Source organism: Falsiroseomonas tokyonensis (assembly GCF_019024325.1).
Lineage (GTDB): Bacteria > Pseudomonadota > Alphaproteobacteria > Acetobacterales > Acetobacteraceae > Falsiroseomonas > Falsiroseomonas tokyonensis.
In genome coordinates this window covers 394,183-411,375 of record NZ_JAFNJS010000001.1, presented here as the reverse complement: position 1 = coordinate 411,375, position 17,193 = coordinate 394,183, and the positions used below count along the sequence as shown (strand labels likewise).

Here is a 17,193-nt window from a genome sequence, read left to right as displayed (position 1 = left end):
AGGCGCGGCCCACGCGGGCCGTGCAGATCAAGCAAGCCGATTCAGCCTGAACAGCGGCCGTGCAGGTCGAGGAACTCCACCACGCTGCGCGCCGGATCGTCGTCCAGGTGGATCGGGTTGGCGTGGGCCCAGGCGGCGTATCCGGCCAGGGTCTGCCGCCAGTCCGGCGACAGCGTGCAACGGCTCCCGTCATCGCGCTGTCGCGCCAGAACCCCGAGCACGAAGCCACGGCAGAACTGCATCGCCTCGCCATGCGAGGGATCGCCGGAGGGCGCCGTGCAGGCCTCCAGAAGCTGGCCTGTCGTGCCAGCCCCGAAGCTCCTGGCCGGTACGGCCGTCTGCCCACAGGCCACTACAGTGGCCAGAAGCGCGCCGGCCATGATCAGGTTTTTACCATGCAACGTTGCCGCTCCCCTTCACCTGACGCTTTCAGGCCTGCCGGTCACACCGCTCATGCGCTTTGGGTGCATCCGACGGCGATTATCTGGGGCGGCCCTGCAAAGATGGACATCCGTGCCAACACCTAGCGTCACGGCTCATTGCTGAAACATGGCTTGACGCTGTGGATCAGTGCCTGACCCTCCCGAACATACTTTCGATGCAGTGGCGCTCGCGGCAGAGCGGGGCGGCCTGCGAATGAGGGCCCTTGCGCTGCGCCGGTGCGGAAGCGCCCGCTTTCATGGCCGCGGTCGCCCGCAATTTCAGGACGTGCCCAACCCGCACTATTCACGACACCCACGGCGACTACATTCCGCTGGTGAAGCGTTAGAGTCCGTTTGAGAATCACCGATGGGCGACGCGTCGGAGCAGCACGGCGCCCATGGCGACGTGGATCATGGCCTCGGATACGTCGAGGCGCTTCTCGTAGTCGCGCACCAGGCGGCGCCAGCGGATCATCCAGCCGAACGTGCGCTCGATAACCCATCGACGCGGGATGACCTTGAAGCCCGCCGCCTTGTCAGAGCGGCGGACGATCTCGACCACAAAGTCGAGGAAGGCAGCCTGGTCCATGAGCTGCGTGCGGTCGTAGCCCGCGTCAGCGAACAGGTTCTTCAGCCACGGCCAGCGCTTGCGGATGGCGCCGAGGATGGTCTGCGCGCCTGCGCTGTCCGACACGTCGGCGGAGCTGAGGTTCACCATCAGCAGCCGCCCGTCCGTGCCCACGGCGACATGGCGCTTGCGGCCTACGATACGCTTTCCGCCATCATTGCCACGCGCCTCGGCGAACAGCGCCTTCATCGTCTGGCTGTCGAGCACACCGCCTGTGGGGCTGGCCTCCCGGCCTGCCGCCTCTCGGTCCAGCATAAGCGCCATGTCGTGAATGGTGCGAAACAGCAGGCGCTGGACGAAGCGCCGGAACCACCAGTAGACGGTCTGCCAGGGGCCAAAGTGCACGGGCAACATCCGCCACCCGCCCGCGCTGCGCGCCATGTAGCGGATTGCGTTCAGCACCTCGCGCAGATCGACCACTGGTTTGCGTCCCCGCCGTGAGGGCTTCGGCAGCAGCGGTTCGATCCGCTTCCATTCCTCGTCCGTCAGGTCGGACGGGTAGCGCTTCGTCTTTCGGCCAGGCTCGGTCATCCGGCCTCGGAGCGACGCAACATCCTCGTCGCCGGTGGCACCTCCACCGGCAAGGCCACGCTGACCAACGCCCTGCTCGCCGAGGTGGCGCGGGATGGCGGCCGTGTCGTGCTGATCGAGGACACGCGCGAGCTCCAATGCGGTGCGCCGATCCTGGGGTCGTGGCCGGACTCGGGATCAGGGGGGCGCTGATCGTCGCGCTCCAGGGCCGGAGCGGCGGCGAGGGGCCGCGCGAGCTCTACAACACGGACCGCAACCCGCAGGCCGATGGCTTGGCCATCCTGCCGCGTGATTATGCTGGCATCCCGCAGCTTGGGCCGCCGCTGCCGGGCGATCTGGGCCGCCCGATCCTGCGGGCGCAGGAGCGTGGTCTGCCGGTCGTGCCGCCGGCCACGCCCACGACCGCCGATCCTGCCGAGCGGCGGCGGCTGCAGGAGATCGAGTCTGCGCGCACCAGCCGGCTCTTCGTGCAGGTCGAGGCGCGCAGTGCGCCGCGCGGCGCCGAGCCGGCCGGGCCGCAAGCTATGGAACCCGGCGCATTTCCCATACGCCAGGATGCGACCGATCGCCGCACCGCCTCCCTCGGAGGCCAGGCGGATCGGCGCACGACCTCAGCGGACCGCCTCCAGGCACCGGCAAGCCCCTTCGTCATCCAGGCCGGCAGCGTCATCCCCGCCGCGCTGCTCACCGGCCTCCGCTCCGACCTGCCCGGGCAGATCTGACTGACTACAGCGACGATCGCGTGCTGTTTGACCCAGCAAAGGCGGACCTCTCTCTCTTGGCCTCCGGACGTGCGCCGGTGCTGGCCGACCACGAGCGCCACCTGGGTGCGGTGCTCGGACGGGTGGTCACAGCGTGGATCGAAGGCGACTGTTTGGCCTTGCTGATGCGCTTTGCCTCGACCGGCCGTGGAGCCGAGGTAGCCGCCCTGGTGGCCGACGGCACCCTGTCCGGGGTGTCGCTCGGCTCCATGGTCGACAATGCTGCGCCGCCCTTGTGGCGCCCCTACGAGGTCTCGGTAGTTACGGTCCCGCGGGTTTGGCATGCGCGGACTTTCTCTGGCCCGGCGCCTGCCGAGATGCTGGAACGCCAGGCTCGGCTCCAGGCTAGCATCGCCGCAGGCTCGCGGGACACGTGGCAGAGCTGGCCGGATCGTGCAGCACCGGCGCTGGCATCGAAGCTCGGCGTGCCGGAGGCGGTCGCCGCGGACTCGCTCCGGCAAGTGGTCATGGCAGAGTTGGCTCGGTGTGAGCAGGAGGCGCTCACCACGAAACGCGCTGCGCTGGGGCTTGCAGCCTAAGGACGGGAGCTGGCGACTGTGCGGGGGTAGCTCCCCGAGCTGTCCCACATCGGGAATCTAGGGAGGGCAATAGGGTGGCCGACGCCACCGCGAAACTGAAGGAAGTCGCCGACGCGCATTTCCGCCGCGGCGAATACGCGGCGTAGCCGGCGCCGCCCGACACCGCGCCCGCCCCGGCAGGCCAGGCCTGCGGGGGCTCGGGGTCGTAGCACCCGGATGGTCGGGTGCTGGACCCGGAGAACCCAATGACCCCCATGCCGAAGCTTTCCGACACGCAGCGCGTGATCCTGAGCGCCGCCGCGCAACACGAGATGGGCCTCGCCCGCGCGCCGAAGATCCTGCCCGCTGCCGCGCGCAACGCGGTGTTCCGCAGCCTGATCAAGAACAACCTGCTCACCGAGATCAACGCCCCGCAGGATTACGTGGGCCTGGGCTGGCGTCAGGACGAGGATGGCACCTGGATCGTAGCGCGCATCACCGACGAGGGGCTGCGCGCCATCGGCATAGACCCGAATGAGGGCGACGCGGTGGCCGACACGGCGCCGACGGTGGCCCCGCCGAGCGCGGCGCGGTGTTGGCGGCCGTGGCGCGCGGGCATCGGCGCTTCACCGCCATCGCGATCGCCGGCCCGCCGGGCGTGGCGCTGGCACCCTGCGGGATGTGCCGGCAGGTGCTGTCGGAATTCTCGCCCGATGGCGCGCTGCGCGCGCTGAGCCACGCCGCCGATGGCACGCCGCGCGCCACCACCATTGCGGCCCTGCTGCCTGACGCCTTCGGGCCGACCGATCTGCGCTGAGCCGAGCCCGCCCATCGGCAGCGCCTATGGCGATGACTGGAAAAAGTCACGTTCCAGTGTGCCGGATCCCCGGATAGGGTTCGCTCATCGGAACGCATGCAGAAGGACGCTCCGATGACCAGCACGAATCCCGAGGCAATCGAGAGCAGCGCCCTGAGCAAGGTGAGCGGCGGCCAGCAGGCGCAGGGCACCCCGGGTCATGACACCATCACCACCGGTCACGAGAACGACCTGGTGTTCGGCCAGGGCGGCAGCGACCTCATCAGCACCGGCCAGGGCGACGACCAGGTTCAGGCTGGCGACGGCGACGACAACGTGCAAGGCGGCGACGGGCAGAATCTGCTGTTCGGCGAAGCCGGCAACGACTTCATGCATAGCGGCGAAGGCAACGACCAGCTCCAGGGCGGGCAGGGCAACGACATCCTGCTCGGCGGCGGCGGTACCGACCAGATATTCGGCGGCGATGGCAATGACATCATGGATGGCGGCGCGAATGACGGCTCGGCGGATTATGTCAAGGGCGGCATGGGCGATGACTCCTTCGTCTGGGCGCCGGGCAGCGGCAACGACAGCTTCCAGGGCGGCCCGGGCCAGGACACGATCACCCTGCCCAGCGTGACGCTGCAGCAGCTTCAATCCGGCCTCAACATGTGGACCGGCGGGCTGACCATGCAGGTCAACTCGGAGGGCTACGTCACCTTCACCAACGCCCAGGGGCAGCCCGTGAGCTTCGCCGGCCAGCTGACCATCAACGGCGAGACGCTGACCTTCCAGGATGTGGAGAAGCTGCGGATCAGCGTCTGATCCCGGCGTGGCCGGCAGGAGCCGGCCTGCCCCGGCATCCATGCCCGCACGACCCTGACAGGAGTCGCGATGACCAACACGAACCTCCCGTCGATCCCGCTGGAGCAGCTTGCGCGCGTCAGCGGCGGGCAGAGGATCGATGGCACAGCGGGGCCGGCGAGATCGGCACCGGCAGCTCGAACGACATCGTCCTGGGCGGCGCCGGGGACGACAACTTCATCTGGGCGTCGGGCGACGGCAATAACCGCTTCGAGGGCGGCGAAGGCCAGGACGTGCTGCTGCTGGACAAGCTGACGGCGGAGCATGTGCTGGCCGGAATCACCTTGCCCTGGGGTGGCACGCTGACCATCGGCGGCCAGACCTTGACCTTCAGCGGCGCTGAGCGGATCGCCTGTCCGAGTTGAAACGACTGCAGATCAGAAACCGGAGGGAGACACCCATGAGCACGAAACACAGCGGCCCCATCAGCCTCGACAAGGCAGCGCTCGACAAGGTCACGGGCGGCTTCGGCAGCTTCGTGGAGGGCACGGGCGGCAATGACGAGATCGTCACCGGCAGTGGCAACGACGTCATCTTCGGCGAAGGCGGCGACGACACGATCACGACCGGAAGCGGCGTGGACCTGCTCATGGGCGGAGATGGCAATGATCACCTGCTCGGCGGGGGGGACAGCGACTACCTGGCCGGCTCGGCCGGCAGCGATGTGCTGTCCGGCGATGCGGGCGACGACCTCCTCGAAGGCGGCCAGGGCAGCGACCTGCTGAACGGCGGGGACGGCAATGATTTCATCGATGGCGGCGCAGGCGACGGTGCCTCCGACTTCGCCCTGGGCGGTGCGGGTAACGACCTCTTCATCTGGGGCCCCGGCGATGGCAGCGACCGTTTCGCAGGCAGTTTTGGCCAGGACCAGATTGTGCTGCTCGGCCTGACACCGGCGCAGGTGCTGGCCGGCATCTCCCTGTCCGAAGGCGGCACGCTGGTCTTCGATGCGGAGGGTGTGGGCACCGTGATCGGCCCCGATGGCCGCCCGGCCAGCTTCAGCGGCACCCTATCTATCGGGGGCGAGACGCTCACCTTCAACCGCATGGAGAGCATCCGCGTGACGTAGCTCCTCCATCGCCCGACACCTCGGCCCCGCGCGGTCCACGCCGCGCGGGGCTTTGCATGTTTGCAGTCATGCCAGAGAAACTCCGTGCCATCGGCCGCGCCCCGAAGCGGCTGCTGGTCTACCGCGCCGCCGCGCCCTGCGCCGGTGGCAAGCGTCATCCCCTCGAGCTGTTGGCCCGCGGCCAGCCGTTCGTCGCTTATGCCGTGCACCCTGAAACCGACCGCCCCTGCGAATGGCCGGAGGACAGCCTGGTCGAGCTGCCGCTGTCCCGGCTGCCGGTGGTGGACGAGGCCTGTTGCGCGGCCTTCCTGGACGCGGCCTGGCAGCTCGTGCCGGATGAGGTTCGGGTCAACTCGATCCTGGCGGACGCACCGACCAGCACCTGGCGCGGCCCCAGCGACCCGAATCCTCGCCGCCTGGGATGACGAAGCAAGCGCGAGGGCGACATGATCGGCGCGCTGGCTGCGCCGATGGAGGCCCTGCGCGACGCCCTGGCCCGAAAGCCCGGCCGCCCCATGCGCGAGCCGGGTTCACCGCCCCGCCCTCGCGAGGGCACCAAGCTGATGGCGGTGCTGGCCATGCTGCGCCGTCCCGAGGGCGCCACGGTCGCGCAGGTGGGCGAAGCCACCGGCTGAGGCAAGGACACGGTGCGCGGCTTCTTCGCCGGCCTGAAAAAGAAGGGGATCACGGTCGAGGTGGCCGAGCGAATTCGCCAAGTCGGCCCGAATCGCGCGGGGAGCCGCGGGTCCTACACGGTCTACCGTGTGGCCGGGGCTTAAGACCGAACCAGGGACAGGCGGGGTGCCAACAGCGCCCCGCCATGACCCCGGTGTGACCCCGGCCTATTTTGTTCCGGGTCAGCCGCCGGCTAACCCTTTGAATAATTGGCGGACCCGAAAGGATTCGAACCTTCGACCTCTGCCTTCGGAGGGCAGCGCTCTATCCAGCTGAGCTACGGGTCCAGCGGCAGCGTCTTTAGCCCGGCAGGGCGGAAGGGGGAAGTCCCGATCGGGCGGCGTGGTCCAGGCGCCGGCGGACATAGCGGCCGGTGCCCTCTGCGCCCGCGACCAGCGTCCCGTCGCGCAGCACGGCGCGGCCGCGCACCAGGCTGTGGACCACGCGGCCCTGCATCTCCCAGCCTTCATAGATCGAATAGCCGGCGGCCGAATGCAGGTGCTGGCGCGTCACCGTCCAGCGGGCGGCGGGGTCGATGATGGCGAAATCGGCATCCATCCCCGGCGCAATGGCGCCTTTCCGGCCCAGACCCATGATGCGCGCGGGGTTGGAGGAGACCAGCTCCGCGATCCGGGCCAGCGGCAGGCCGCGCCTCGCATGGCCTTCCGTCAGTAGCACCGGCAGCAAGGTCTCCAGCCCCGGGCAGCCGGGGGAGGCCTTCCAGATGCCGCCCGCCTTGCCAGCTAGGTCCCGGTGCACATGGTCCGTCGCGACCGTGTCGATGCTGCCATCGGCGAGCCCCGCCCAGAGCGCCGCCCGGTCCGCGGCCTCGCGCAGGGGCGGGTTGATCTTGCCGGTCACGCCGCCCTCCCAGCCGATGTCATGGGTCAGGTAGTGCGGGCAGGTCTCGATGAAGACCCGCCGGCCCAGCGCCCGCTGCTGCCGCGCCGCGTCCAGCGCGGCGGCGGAGGAGGTGTGCACGACATAGAGCGGCGCGCCGGCATGGCGGGTCACCAGCCCGGCGCGCTGCACCGCATCGGCCTCGACGAAGGGTGGGCGGGAGGCGTTCCAGCTGGCCAGCCCGCCAGTCCCCTTGGGGTCAGCCGCCATCAGCCGGGCGCGCAGCACCCAGGCCAGTTCGATGGTCTCGGGATGCGGGCAGACCATGCCGCCCGCCGCCGCCGCGGCCTCCGCCAGGCGCAGCAGGAAGCCGTCGTCGATATCGGGCAGGCCGAGGCGCTTTCCCTCGCCGCCGCGGTTGTTCATGAAGATCTTGAAGCTCGGCGCGCCATGGTCGCGGGCCAGGATCGGCACCTCGGCCAGCTGCGCCTCGGTCGAGATGATCGGGTGGAAGCCGAAGTCGATGCGCGACCCCGCCTCGGTCACCGCCACCACCTCCTGCCACAGGGTGGCGAAGGGCTCGGTCGCCATCAGGTAGGGCAGGAAGCAGGTGATGCCGCCGGCGGCCGCCGCGGCGCTCTCCCGGGCCGCATCCGCCGGCACGCGCGGGCGGGAAATATCGGCGCCATGGCCGAGATGCAGATGCGCATCGATGGCGCCCGGCATCACCACCAGGCCGCGCAGGTCCCAGCTTTCCGCCGCCTCCGCCGCCGCGCCCGGCGCCAGCAGGGCGGCGATCCGGCCCTCCGCCACCGCGATGTCGCATGCCGTCAGCCCGGTTCCCGGCAGCACCACCCGGGCGCCGCGCAGCAGCAGGTCGTGCCGCGTCACGGCAGCGCGCCCAGCGCAGCCAGCGCTTCCTCCGTCGGCATCACATCGGCATACTTCGCCGCCATGTCGAAGAGGTTCACGGCATGGGAGGTGGCGCTGCGGTCATAGACCGCGTCCTGCGGCACAAGCACCCGCCAGTTATAGGCGAAGGCATCGACGACGGAGCCGCGCACGCAGCCGCTGGTGGTGCAGCCGGTGACCACCAGCGTGTCGACGCCGAGATCCACCAGGTAGCTGGCCAGCGGCGTGCCGAAGAAGGCGCTGGGGTGCTTCTTGGGCAGCAGGATGTCGCCCGGCTGCGGCGCCACCTCGGCCACGAAGGCGTAGCTCTCGGCCGGCACGGTCATTAGCGCCGGCACCTTGGCCGCCAGCCGCCCGCCATCGAAGCTCTCCTTGGGCGAGACATGGGGAAACAGCACCGGCCAGCCGCGGCTGCGGAACAGCGACATCAGCCTCCGGATCTGCGCCACGGAATCCCAGGCCACCTGCCCGCAACTGGTCGGGTATTCGGCCACCGCCTCCCAGAACGGCATGGGGCGGGTGCCGGTGGTGCGGTACTGCACGTCGATCACCAGCAGCGCGGGCTTGCGGCCGAGGCCGGCGCGGCGGCCGAAGCCGGCGGCGGCATAGGCGCGCTGCTCCTCCTCCGAGATCAGGCCGTCCCATGGCTTCATCTGGCATGTCCTCGCGCCGGATCGAAAACGGACACAAGATGTATCCTAGGCCACGTGCCGACCGCAAACCTTCCGCGGCCATCGCCCGCATGCGACAGCTTCCGCCAGACGCAGGAAGCCCCGCATGCCGGATGCCGATTTCGACCTGATCCTGTCCGAGCTGCGCCTGGATGAGGCGGCCTGTGACCTCGGCCTGCGCGGCGGCCGCATCGCCCGCATCGCGCCGGCCGGTAGCCTGTCGGGCGGCCCAGTGGAGCCCTGCGGCGGCCTGCTGGCCCTGCCCGGCCTGGTCGATGGCCATATCCACCTCGACAAGACCTTTCTCGGCCTGCCCTGGGCGCCGCACCGGCCGGATGGCAGCGTGGCCGGGCGGATCGCGGCGGAAAAGGCGCAGCTGCGCGCCATCGACGAACCCATGTCCCTGCGCGCCCGCCGCCTGGTGGAGGCGATCGCCGCCCGCGGCACCACCGCCATCCGCACCCATCTCGATGTGGATTCGGAGACCGGCCTGGCGGGGCTGGAGACGCTGCTGCGGCTACGCGGGGAGGTGGCGCATCTTCTGTCCCTGCAGATCGTCGCCTTCCCGCAATCCGGCGTGCTGCGGCATGCCGAGGTGCTCGAGGCCGCCGTCGCCGCCGGCGCCGATCTGGTGGGCGGCCTCGACCCCGCCGGCATCGACGAGGATATCGAGGCGCAGCTCGCCATCGTCTTCGGCATCGCCGAACGCCATGGGGTGCCCGTCGACATCCACCTGCACGACCCCGGCGAGCTCGGCGCATTCGAGCTGCGCCGCATCGCCGCCCGCACACTGGCTGCCGGGCTGCAGGGTCGAGTTGCGGTCAGCCATGCCTATGCGCTGGGCGAGGTGGCGGAGGGCACGCTGGCCCGTACCGCCGCGGCGCTCGCCCGGGCCGGCGTCGCCATCATGACCAATGGCCCCGGGCCGGATTCCATGCCGCCGGTGAAGCGGCTGCTGGCAGAAGGCGTCACGGTCTTCGTCGGCTCCGACAATATCCGCGATGCCTGGTCCCCCTATGGCAATGGCGACATGCTGGAGCGCGCCCGGCTGGTCGGCTATCGCGCCGGGCTGCTGACGGATGCCGAGCTGCGCACGGGCTTCGACCTGGTGACCAGGGCGCCGGCCCGGGTGATCGGCCTGCCCGATCCGGCGCTGGCGGAGGGCGCGGCGGCCGATCTGGTGCTGGTGGCGGCGGCGCATGTGCCCGAAGCGGTGGCGGCCGCGCCGCCGCGGGCGCTGGTGGTGAAGGCGGGGCGGATCGTCGCCCGCGAAGGTGTGCTGGTGGCCTGACTGGACCTGCGCCCGTCCTGGCGTGAGGATTGCACGGACCGGCCGGACAGAAGGGGCACTCGCGGCCCCGCGGAGACGCCATGCCAGAGACTGCCGATGCCCCCGCCGACGCCCTGACCCGGGCGCGCGGCCTCAGCGCGGAATTCGGGGAGACGCTCGCCAATCACGCCGCCATGGTGCTCTGGGCGCAGCGCCAGCTGGGCGGGACGGAGGCCGAGGCGCGGCGCTTCCTCTCCGCCTATATCCGCGACAACCACCTGGCCCCCATGCTGCCGCTGGATGAACCGATCGCGCGCAACGACTGGACCGCGCGCCTTGGCGACCGCCGGGCGGAGGCCGCCTACCGAAAATTCTTCCGGGACGAGCTGGCCCGCCTCGGCAGCGCCGCCACGCTGCAGCGCCACTACCTGCCGCGGCTGCTGCCAGGCATCGCCGCCAGCGCGCTGCATGCCCTGATGCGCCTGGCCTATGCCCAGGATTCGAACAGCCCGGCCGAGGTGGCGGAGGCGCTGGGCTATTGGGCCGCCACCTACCTGCCGCTGGGGCAGGGGGTCGGCGCCGCGCCGATCACGGATCGCCCGGCCGGCGTGCTGCTGCGCGTGGCGGAGGAACCCACGCTGCGCGCCATGGAATTCGACGATGGCCTGCTCTGGCACGCCATGCGCCGGGTGGCCGCCATGCCCGCCTTCGCGCCGGTGCATGACTGGCTAGAGGTGAAGCCGGACACCATTCGGAAGATGGCGCAGGATTCGCTGATGGTCTTCGCCGCCACCGGGGAATTCTGCGCGCTGCACGCCGTCTCCGGCACGCATTGGCTGCGACTGATCCTGCCGGTGCTGGACCCGGCGGACCAGGAACGTGCCATCCGTTTCTTCTGGCAGGCCATCGCCTCGGTCTATCCCAAGATGCGCTTTCCCCTGCCGCTGACGCCGGAGGAAGCGGAGCGCCAGCGCAGCCTCCCCGCCCCGGGCTGGGAGGAGATCGCCGCCCGCGCCCGCGCCTCGGATGAGGAGCACGACGTCTCCATCGTCTATTCCGCCCGTTGCGAGGAGGCCGTCTGGGGCGACCCCCTATATCGCGTGGTGGCGGCGCGGCGCGTCGGCCTGCTGCCGGGCTGGGAGAATTGATGCACGAAAGGAAACGCGCCCCTCATTCTTCCCATTTGTCGCATGGGCCGCCGCGGCGCATCCTGCGCGGCTGAAGCGGGCGGCGGGACGATCGCCCGGCGGGAGAAGACGACCCATGACCATCGGACGCCGCGGCGCGCTCGCCCTACCTTTCCTGGCCCTGGCGGCACCATGCGCCAGGGCGCAGGAGGCCTGGCCCAACCGGCCCGTGCGCCTCGTGGTCTCCTTCACCCCCGGCGGCACCACCGACATCATCGCCCGTCTGATCGGCGCGACGCTCAGCGAGACCTGGGGCCAGTCGGTGGTGATCGAGAACCGCCCGGGTGCCGGCGGCAATATCGGCAGCGAATACGTCGCCCGCTCCGCCCCCGATGGCTATACGCTGCTGGTGGGCTCGGTCGGGCCGCTGGCGGTGAACCAGTCGCTGGTCAAGAACATGCCCTACGACACGCTGCGCGACTTCGTCCCGGTCACGCTGCTGGCGGGCGTGCCGAATATCCTGGTGGTGCCGGCGGCCTCGCCGATCCGCGACGTGCCGGGGCTGGTGGCGGAGGCGAAGCGCCGGCCCGGCGCGCTCAGCTACGGCTCCACCGGCGTCGGCACCTCCGCCCATCTCTCGGGCGTGATGCTGGACCAGATGGCGGGCATCCAGACGCTGCACGTGCCCTATCGCGGCGCCGTCGCGCTGAACGACCTGCTGGCCGGGCGCGTCGACTTCATGTTCGCCACCATCCCCTCCGTCATGGGCCATATCCGCGACGGGCGTCTGCGGCCGCTGGCGGTATCCTCCACCGAAAGGTCGCGCTCCAACCCGACCGTGCCGACCATGGTGGAACTCGGCTATCGGGACTTCGACGCCTCCTCCTGGTTCGGCATGGTGGCGCCGGCGGGGACGCCGCAGCCCATCATCGACAAGATCGTGACCGATGTGCATGCGGCCCTCGCCTTGCCGCGCAACGCGCAGACCATGATCGAGCAGGGCGCCGACCCGGTGGGCAATGGCCCCGAGGCCTTCCGTGCCTTCCTGGCGCATGAGATCAACCGCTGGCGCGAAATCGTCCGCATCGCCGGCGCCCTTCCCGAGTAACGGAGATCACACCGATGCCCGACAGCCCCGACCGCTTCCGCATTCCCTCCCTGCGCGACCGCGTGACGCCGGAGGAATGGCAGGCCCGCGTGGACCTCGCAGCCTGCTACCGGCTGATCGATCTCTACGGCATGTCCGACATGGCCGCGAACCACATCTCGGTTCGTGTGCCCGGCGAGGACAACGCCTTCCTCATCAATGCCTATGGCATGCTCTATGAGGAGATCACCGCCTCCTCGCTCGTGAAGATTGACGTGAAGGGGAATATCCTGGCCAAGCCGGAATTCCCGGGCGAGCTGGGCTATGGCGTGAACCGCGCCGGCTTCGTCATCCACGGCGCGATCCATGAGGCGAGCCACGAGATCGCCTGCGTCATCCACACGCATACCTGGCCGGGCATGGCGGTCTCCTCGCTGGAATGCGGCCTGCTGCCGATGAACCAGACCTCCATGCGCTTCGCCAGGATCGGCTACCACGACTACGAAGGCGTGGTGCTGGACCTGGAGATGCAGGAACGCCTGGTGCGCGACCTCGGCGACAACAATGCGCTGATCCTGCGCAACCACGGGCTGCTGACGGTGGGCAAGACGGTGGGCGAGGCCTTCAACGCCATGCACCGGCTGGAACTCTCCTGCCGCGCCCAGCTCGCCGCCCAGGCCACCGGACAGAAGCTGGTGGAGGTGCCGCAGGCCGTCATCGACGCCACCTGGAACAACTACCAGCCCGGCACGCGCCGCCCCTATGGCGTGATGGAATGGCCGGCGCTGCTGCGCAAGCTGGACCGGCTGGACCCTTCCTATCGTGAGTGAGCCGCGTGTGCTGAAGGCGGCACTCGGCCGCTACGCGGGCACCGCGAAGCTGCTGGATGGGGCGATCCCGTCCAGCCGGCTCCGGCTGGATGTCGAAAAGGTCTCGCCGATCTCCAAGGCCTTCGCGCCGATGGTGCGCGAGGGGCGTTTTGCGGTCAGCGAGATGGCGATCGCCACCTTCCTGATGGCCCGCGCCTATGACAAGCCGCTGGTGCTGCTGCCGGTGGTGCTGGTGGAGCGGGCGCAGGAGGCCGCGCTGCTATGCCGCAAGGATGGCCCGGTGCAGGGCCCGGCGGATCTCGCCGGGGCGCGCATCGCGGTGCGGGCCTATAGCCAGACCACCGGCATGTGGCTGCGCGGCAGCCTGGCCGAGTCCTACGGCGTGAAGGCGGAGCAGCAGCGCTGGACCAGTTTCGAAGACGCCCATGTCAGCGAATTCCGCGACCCGCCCTGGGTGACGCGGGCGGAGACGGGTCAGGACCTGCTCGGCCTGCTGAAGTCCGGGGAGGCTGACGCCGCGATCTTCGGCAATGACATGCCGGACGACCCGGCGCTGCGCCCGGTTTTTGCGGACGCCCAGGCCGCCGGCGCCGCCTTCCGGGCGCGGCACGGCTTCGTTCCCGTGAACCACCTGGTGGTGATGCGGCGCGATGTGGTGGACAGCGACCCGGCGCTGGTGCCGGAACTGCTGCGGATGCTGAAGGATTCGGGCGCCGCCGTGCGGACGCGGGACGCACTTCGCCCGGCCCTGGCGCTGGCCATCGACTATTGCGCCGAACAGGGCCTGCTGCCGCACCGCTTCACCCCGGAGGAGGCTTTTGCTGGCCTGCCCGATTCGGTGCCATGACCAGGTGCCGTGACCCTGGCCGGCCGAGGTCACGCGACCTCGGCCGGGACGCGTCTCAGGGGTTGGTCTTGAGATAGGCGATCAGGTCGTTCAGCTGCTGCGGGTTGCGCAGGCCGGCGAAGGACATGCTGCCGCGGGGCAGGAGATCCTTGGGATTGGCAAGGTAGGTGCGGAGATTCGCCTCGGTCCAGGTCTGCCCCTGGCGCCACTCCTGCATGTTCTGCGAGTAGCGGAAGCCCTCGATGGAGCCGGCGGCGCGGCCGACGATGCCGTGCAGGTTCGGCCCGACGCCGTTGCGCCCACCCTCATTGATGGTGTGGCACGCGCGGCACTGGTTGAAGACGCGCTGGCCTGCGGCGGCATCGCCGTCCTGCGCCTTGGCAGCGAAGGGGGCGAGGGCAAGGGCCGTCGCTAGGGTCAGTGTCAGACGTCGCATCCGAAGCATCCTCCTGGTTCAGTCTCCCGCCTTCTTCAACGCGGCGGCCGCCTTGCGGGTTCTTGGCGAAAAGTTGCAACGGGGCAAGGGTCATGGCGGTGTCACCCCGCAACTGGCAAAGTGGCGGCCTGTGCGATCCGCGCAAGGCGGCGATGGAATGAAACCTCGGTCATGAGGAGGCAGTTTGGCTGAGTTCTTCGCCTCCGGCCGCGTCGCGGACCTGGTGCTGGCGGTGCTGCTGGCCGAGGCGGCGCTGCTTTTCGCCTGGCACCGGCGCAGCGGCCGGGGGTTGCGGCCAACCGCCCTTGCCGGGCTGGTGCTGCCCGGTGTGGCCTTCGCCCTGGCGCTGCGCGCGGCCCTGACCGGCGCCGGCTGGGGCTTTGTCGCTGCGGCGCTGGTGGCGGCCCTGGCAGCCCATCTGTTCGACCTGGCCATCCGCCTGCGCCGCTGAATTCAGCTGAAGGGCCGGGGCACCCGGAAGGGCAGCATGGCGTACATGGCATTGGAGGCGAAGCGGTCGAGCGACAGGCTCTCATGGATCGCCGTCGCCTCGCGGCCCAGCAGCCGGGTCTGGATTTCCGAACGGGAATAGAAAGGTGCATCCACCAGGGTGTGCACCACCCGCGCCGCGCCGCCCTCCGCCCGGGTCGGCCGGGCGATGCGCCACAGGGTCTTGGGCAGCGCGACCGGCGGCGGCGGTTCGAAATCCGTCACGCTGCCGTCGCGCGCCACCCGCAGCGCCAGGGACTGCTCCGTGCCGTCCCGGCGCTGCGCATTGTAGAGGATGGCCGTGGCATCGGGCATCGGCGCGCGGCACCAGTCCCAGCCCACGAAATCCTCCTCCAGCGGGGCGCTGCCCCAATTGGTGTCGAAATAGGCCGGGCCGGACCAGCGCAGCGCCGGCTCCTCCAGCGTCACCTCCACCGAGGACCGGGCGGCGATCGGGTGCCAATGGTGCCGGCCGTTCGAATCCAGCTGGAAGGCGCGGGTGGAGAGGGCCTCCGGCCGCAGCACCACCGTGCCGCGCAGCTTGCGGGGCAGGGGGGCCGTCACCTCCTCGATCCGCACGGTCAGCGCCTGGCCGTCCCATTCCAGCGCGCTGGGCCCGATCTGCAGGAAATCCGCGCCGCGCCGCAGCGCGCCCTTGCGGCGGTCGGTCATCGCCCAGCGCTTCGGCGCGCCATACAGCGCCACATGCAGGCAGCAGTGGTTTTCCGGATCCGCCGGCGCGCCGCCGCGCCGGGCCAGGCTGTACCAGGGGGAAAAGACGGTGCCGATGAAGGCGATGATGGTCAGCCCGTGCCGCCCATCCGCGCTCAGCGCATCCAGGTACCACCAGCCATAGCCGCGCGGCGCCGCCGGCCGGTCGAATTCCCAACCGCGTTCCGTCATGCCCTCTCCCCGATCACCGCCGATGCCGCCAATTGGCCGGAGAGCGCGGCCATGGCCATGCCCGCCCCCGGATGGGTGGTGCCGCCCGCCAGCACCAGGCCGGGCAGGGGCGTGCGCGCCGCCGGTCGGCTGAAGATGGACTGCCAGCCCTGCACCGCCTGGCCATAGATCGCCCCGCCGCTGCCCGGCGCCTGTCTTTCGCGGTCGCGCGGCGTGATGACCTGGACCGCATCCCGCCGCAGCCGCACGCCGGCACCTTCCATCGCCGCCAGCGCCGCGGCCTCGGCGGGGCCGGCGGGCAGGTCGCGCGAATCCGCCCGGGCCGGGGCCTGCACCAGGGCCATCAGCGGTTCCGTCCCTTCGGGCGGCGGCGCCGGGTCCCGACGGGCCTGCGCCAGCAGCGTCACGCTGGGGTCTGCGGGCATCTGGCCGCGGGCCAGGGCCACGTATTCGGCGGTGGGATCGGCCGGGTGGAAGACGGTCTGCATCGGCAGGTCCGGCCCCTCCGCCCGACCGGCCATGGCCCAGCCGAAGGCGGAATAGGAGCGGCGGGAGGCCGGCCAAGCCGGTACCGCCCGCGCCGCCGCCGCCCCGGCCTGGCCGGCGGCCAGCGTCGCCGCATCCCCCGCCCAGATCACCTGCCGGGCCACGATCCTCTCCCCATCCGCCAGGCGCAGCCCGGCCACCCGGCCGCCCTGCACCAGGATCTCCGCCACCGTCGCGCCATGGCGGAACTGCACGCCGCGCGCCGCCGCCAGCCCGGCCAGGGCCTGCGGCAGCCGGTCCATGCCGCCCTCGATGGCGAAAAGGCCGGACATCTCGATATGCGCCACCAGCATCAGCGTGGCCGGCGCCTGCAGCGGAGAGGATCCGACATAGCCCGCCATCCGCCCGAAAAGCTGGCGCAGGCGGGGGTCGGTGAAATGCTCGCCCAGCGCCTCCCACAGCGTGGCGAAGGGCGAGATGCCGCGCAGGCCGAGCCCGACCTGCGCCCCCAGCGCCAGCATCCCCGGCCGCTGCACCGTTAGGAAGGGCTTTTCGAGGGCCTGCCAGCACCGGGCCGCCCGGTCGCGGAAGGCCAGGAAGCCGCGCGCGGCCTCCGCCCCGGCGAAATCCCCGATGGCCTCGGCCGCTTCATGGGCGTCGGCCAGCAGGTCCAGGCGGCTGCCATCGGGCCAAAGATGGCGGCCGAGCACCCGCAGGGGCTGCAACGACAGGTGATCCTCCAGCCGGGCGCCGGCCGCGGCGAACAGCGCCTGGAAGACGGGCCGCAGGGCGAGCACCGGGGGGCCGGCGTCCACCTGCACGCCGCCGAGCCCCAGGCGTTGCAGCTTGCCGCCCGGCATGGCCTCCCGCTCCAGCACCAGCACGGGGCGGCCGGAGGCGGCCAGGTGCAGCGCGGCCGCCAGCCCGCCGATGCCGGCGCCGACGACGACGATGCTGAATGTGCCCCCCTGACTCATGGCGCGATTGGGCTGGGCCGGGCCTTGAGTGTCAAGCGGCCTGGACAAGCGGCC

General features: G+C 70.7%; 23 protein-coding genes and 1 tRNA gene. 16 read left to right on the top strand and 8 right to left on the bottom strand.

The window, feature by feature from the left end; translation table 11 throughout:
• Positions 1 to 41 precede the first annotated feature (41 nt).
• Complete coding sequence (locus tag J3S20_RS01915; protein WP_216834087.1) at positions 42 to 380, bottom strand: Rap1a/Tai family immunity protein; 339 nt, start codon at positions 378 to 380, stop codon at positions 42 to 44.
• A 403-nt stretch (positions 381 to 783) separates the two neighbouring features.
• Positions 784 to 1,581 carry an IS5 family transposase gene (locus tag J3S20_RS01910; RefSeq protein WP_216835385.1) on the bottom strand — a complete coding sequence of 266 codons (798 nt, stop codon included), beginning with the start codon at positions 1,579 to 1,581 and terminating at the stop codon, positions 784 to 786.
• Between the two features lie 21 nt (positions 1,582 to 1,602).
• Between J3S20_RS01910 and J3S20_RS30020 the strand changes: the two genes are divergently transcribed.
• The 10 genes from J3S20_RS30020 to J3S20_RS01870 all read left to right on the top strand — a co-directional run bounded on the left by J3S20_RS30020 (position 1,603) and on the right by J3S20_RS01870 (position 6,224).
• Positions 1,603 to 1,773, top strand: coding sequence for an ATPase, T2SS/T4P/T4SS family (locus tag J3S20_RS30020; protein ID WP_343215173.1), 171 nt, complete (start codon positions 1,603 to 1,605; stop codon positions 1,771 to 1,773).
• Complete coding sequence (locus J3S20_RS01900) at positions 1,743 to 2,303, top strand: hypothetical protein (RefSeq protein WP_216834085.1); 561 nt, start codon at positions 1,743 to 1,745, stop codon at positions 2,301 to 2,303. The genes J3S20_RS30020 and J3S20_RS01900 overlap by 31 nt, the downstream gene beginning before the upstream one ends.
• Before the next feature lie 77 nt (positions 2,304 to 2,380).
• Positions 2,381 to 2,881, top strand: coding sequence for an HK97 family phage prohead protease (locus J3S20_RS01895; RefSeq protein WP_216834083.1), 501 nt, complete (start codon positions 2,381 to 2,383; stop codon positions 2,879 to 2,881).
• A 245-nt stretch (positions 2,882 to 3,126) separates the two neighbouring features.
• Positions 3,127 to 3,594 (top strand): hypothetical protein, encoded by a 468-nt coding sequence (locus J3S20_RS01890; protein ID WP_216834081.1) that lies wholly within the window; start codon positions 3,127 to 3,129, stop codon positions 3,592 to 3,594.
• Complete coding sequence (locus J3S20_RS30695) at positions 3,552 to 3,677, top strand: hypothetical protein (protein WP_281419398.1); 126 nt, start codon at positions 3,552 to 3,554, stop codon at positions 3,675 to 3,677. Before J3S20_RS01890 ends, J3S20_RS30695 begins: the two co-directional genes overlap by 43 nt.
• A gap of 114 nt (positions 3,678 to 3,791) precedes the next feature.
• A complete protein-coding gene (locus J3S20_RS01885; RefSeq protein WP_216834078.1) occupies positions 3,792 to 4,481 on the top strand; it encodes a calcium-binding protein in 690 nt (229 codons plus the stop codon).
• Between the two features lie 272 nt (positions 4,482 to 4,753).
• Complete coding sequence (locus tag J3S20_RS30690; RefSeq protein WP_281419397.1) at positions 4,754 to 4,885, top strand: hypothetical protein; 132 nt, start codon at positions 4,754 to 4,756, stop codon at positions 4,883 to 4,885.
• Positions 4,886 to 4,920: 35 nt separating this feature from the next.
• The gene (locus J3S20_RS01880) at positions 4,921 to 5,589 is read left to right on the top strand and encodes a calcium-binding protein (protein WP_216834076.1); all 669 of its coding nucleotides are present in this window, start codon (positions 4,921 to 4,923) and stop codon (positions 5,587 to 5,589) included.
• 68 nt (positions 5,590 to 5,657) lie between these two features.
• The gene (locus tag J3S20_RS01875) at positions 5,658 to 6,014 is read left to right on the top strand and encodes a hypothetical protein (RefSeq protein ID WP_216834074.1); all 357 of its coding nucleotides are present in this window, start codon (positions 5,658 to 5,660) and stop codon (positions 6,012 to 6,014) included.
• Positions 6,015 to 6,035: 21 nt separating this feature from the next.
• Complete coding sequence (locus tag J3S20_RS01870) at positions 6,036 to 6,224, top strand: DUF3489 domain-containing protein (RefSeq protein WP_216834072.1); 189 nt, start codon at positions 6,036 to 6,038, stop codon at positions 6,222 to 6,224.
• A gap of 250 nt (positions 6,225 to 6,474) precedes the next feature.
• Here the strand turns inward: J3S20_RS01870 and J3S20_RS01865 are convergent.
• The 3 genes from J3S20_RS01865 to J3S20_RS01855 form a co-directional block, all read right to left on the bottom strand.
• Positions 6,475 to 6,551 (bottom strand) — tRNA-Arg (locus J3S20_RS01865).
• A 13-nt stretch (positions 6,552 to 6,564) separates the two neighbouring features.
• A complete protein-coding gene (locus J3S20_RS31035) occupies positions 6,565 to 7,995 on the bottom strand; it encodes a dihydroorotase (RefSeq protein WP_216834070.1) in 1,431 nt (476 codons plus the stop codon).
• Positions 7,992 to 8,669: an isochorismatase family protein gene (locus tag J3S20_RS01855; RefSeq protein ID WP_216834068.1), complete on the bottom strand. Its 678-nt coding sequence runs from the start codon at positions 8,667 to 8,669 to the stop codon at positions 7,992 to 7,994. Before J3S20_RS01855 ends, J3S20_RS31035 begins: the two co-directional genes overlap by 4 nt.
• Positions 8,670 to 8,793: 124 nt before the next feature.
• Between J3S20_RS01855 and J3S20_RS01850 the strand changes: the two genes are divergently transcribed.
• From J3S20_RS01850 to J3S20_RS01830, 5 genes are all read left to right on the top strand, one after another.
• On the top strand, positions 8,794 to 9,978 hold the full coding sequence (locus J3S20_RS01850) for an amidohydrolase (RefSeq protein ID WP_216834066.1): 1,185 nt from the start codon (positions 8,794 to 8,796) through the stop codon (positions 9,976 to 9,978).
• Between the two features lie 80 nt (positions 9,979 to 10,058).
• The gene (locus J3S20_RS01845) at positions 10,059 to 11,105 is read left to right on the top strand and encodes a questin oxidase family protein (RefSeq protein WP_216834064.1); all 1,047 of its coding nucleotides are present in this window, start codon (positions 10,059 to 10,061) and stop codon (positions 11,103 to 11,105) included.
• Between the two features lie 115 nt (positions 11,106 to 11,220).
• The gene (locus J3S20_RS01840; RefSeq protein ID WP_216834062.1) at positions 11,221 to 12,192 is read left to right on the top strand and encodes a Bug family tripartite tricarboxylate transporter substrate binding protein; all 972 of its coding nucleotides are present in this window, start codon (positions 11,221 to 11,223) and stop codon (positions 12,190 to 12,192) included.
• Between the two features lie 14 nt (positions 12,193 to 12,206).
• On the top strand, positions 12,207 to 13,001 hold the full coding sequence (locus J3S20_RS01835; RefSeq protein ID WP_216834060.1) for a class II aldolase/adducin family protein: 795 nt from the start codon (positions 12,207 to 12,209) through the stop codon (positions 12,999 to 13,001).
• Complete coding sequence (locus J3S20_RS01830) at positions 12,994 to 13,848, top strand: substrate-binding domain-containing protein (protein WP_216834058.1); 855 nt, start codon at positions 12,994 to 12,996, stop codon at positions 13,846 to 13,848. The genes J3S20_RS01835 and J3S20_RS01830 overlap by 8 nt, the downstream gene beginning before the upstream one ends.
• A gap of 55 nt (positions 13,849 to 13,903) precedes the next feature.
• On the opposite strand, the gene J3S20_RS01825 is transcribed toward J3S20_RS01830, so the two are convergent.
• On the bottom strand, positions 13,904 to 14,284 hold the full coding sequence (locus tag J3S20_RS01825) for a c-type cytochrome (RefSeq protein ID WP_216834056.1): 381 nt from the start codon (positions 14,282 to 14,284) through the stop codon (positions 13,904 to 13,906).
• Positions 14,285 to 14,468: 184 nt separating this feature from the next.
• Here J3S20_RS01825 and J3S20_RS01820 point away from each other — a divergent pair, with 184 nt between their 5' ends.
• Complete coding sequence (locus tag J3S20_RS01820; RefSeq protein WP_216834055.1) at positions 14,469 to 14,735, top strand: hypothetical protein; 267 nt, start codon at positions 14,469 to 14,471, stop codon at positions 14,733 to 14,735.
• Between the two features lie 2 nt (positions 14,736 to 14,737).
• On the opposite strand, the gene J3S20_RS01815 is transcribed toward J3S20_RS01820, so the two are convergent.
• Together J3S20_RS01815 and J3S20_RS01810 are read right to left on the bottom strand one after the other, a co-directional pair.
• Positions 14,738 to 15,676, bottom strand: coding sequence for a carotenoid 1,2-hydratase (locus J3S20_RS01815; RefSeq protein WP_216834053.1), 939 nt, complete (start codon positions 15,674 to 15,676; stop codon positions 14,738 to 14,740).
• Positions 15,673 to 17,139, bottom strand: a complete 1,467-nt coding sequence (locus J3S20_RS01810) for a phytoene desaturase family protein (RefSeq protein ID WP_216834050.1) — start codon at positions 17,137 to 17,139, stop codon at positions 15,673 to 15,675. The genes J3S20_RS01815 and J3S20_RS01810 overlap by 4 nt, the downstream gene beginning before the upstream one ends.
• Positions 17,140 to 17,193 lie beyond the last annotated feature (54 nt).

Coding starts and splice junctions, on each gene's coding strand:
- J3S20_RS01915 (WP_216834087.1), bottom strand. CDS start 380: ATGGCCGGCGCGCTTCTGGCCACTGTAGTGGCCTGTGGGCAGACGGCC.
- J3S20_RS01910 (WP_216835385.1), bottom strand. CDS start 1,581: ATGACCGAGCCTGGCCGAAAGACGAAGCGCTACCCGTCCGACCTGACG.
- J3S20_RS01890 (WP_216834081.1), top strand. CDS start 3,127: ATGACCCCCATGCCGAAGCTTTCCGACACGCAGCGCGTGATCCTGAGC.
- J3S20_RS01885 (WP_216834078.1), top strand. CDS start 3,792: ATGACCAGCACGAATCCCGAGGCAATCGAGAGCAGCGCCCTGAGCAAG.
- J3S20_RS01880 (WP_216834076.1), top strand. CDS start 4,921: ATGAGCACGAAACACAGCGGCCCCATCAGCCTCGACAAGGCAGCGCTC.
- J3S20_RS01875 (WP_216834074.1), top strand. CDS start 5,658: ATGCCAGAGAAACTCCGTGCCATCGGCCGCGCCCCGAAGCGGCTGCTG.
- J3S20_RS01870 (WP_216834072.1), top strand. CDS start 6,036: ATGATCGGCGCGCTGGCTGCGCCGATGGAGGCCCTGCGCGACGCCCTG.
- J3S20_RS01855 (WP_216834068.1), bottom strand. CDS start 8,669: ATGAAGCCATGGGACGGCCTGATCTCGGAGGAGGAGCAGCGCGCCTAT.
- J3S20_RS01850 (WP_216834066.1), top strand. CDS start 8,794: ATGCCGGATGCCGATTTCGACCTGATCCTGTCCGAGCTGCGCCTGGAT.
- J3S20_RS01845 (WP_216834064.1), top strand. CDS start 10,059: ATGCCAGAGACTGCCGATGCCCCCGCCGACGCCCTGACCCGGGCGCGC.
- J3S20_RS01840 (WP_216834062.1), top strand. CDS start 11,221: ATGACCATCGGACGCCGCGGCGCGCTCGCCCTACCTTTCCTGGCCCTG.
- J3S20_RS01835 (WP_216834060.1), top strand. CDS start 12,207: ATGCCCGACAGCCCCGACCGCTTCCGCATTCCCTCCCTGCGCGACCGC.
- J3S20_RS01825 (WP_216834056.1), bottom strand. CDS start 14,284: ATGCGACGTCTGACACTGACCCTAGCGACGGCCCTTGCCCTCGCCCCC.
- J3S20_RS01815 (WP_216834053.1), bottom strand. CDS start 15,676: ATGACGGAACGCGGTTGGGAATTCGACCGGCCGGCGGCGCCGCGCGGC.
- J3S20_RS01810 (WP_216834050.1), bottom strand. CDS start 17,139: ATGAGTCAGGGGGGCACATTCAGCATCGTCGTCGTCGGCGCCGGCATC.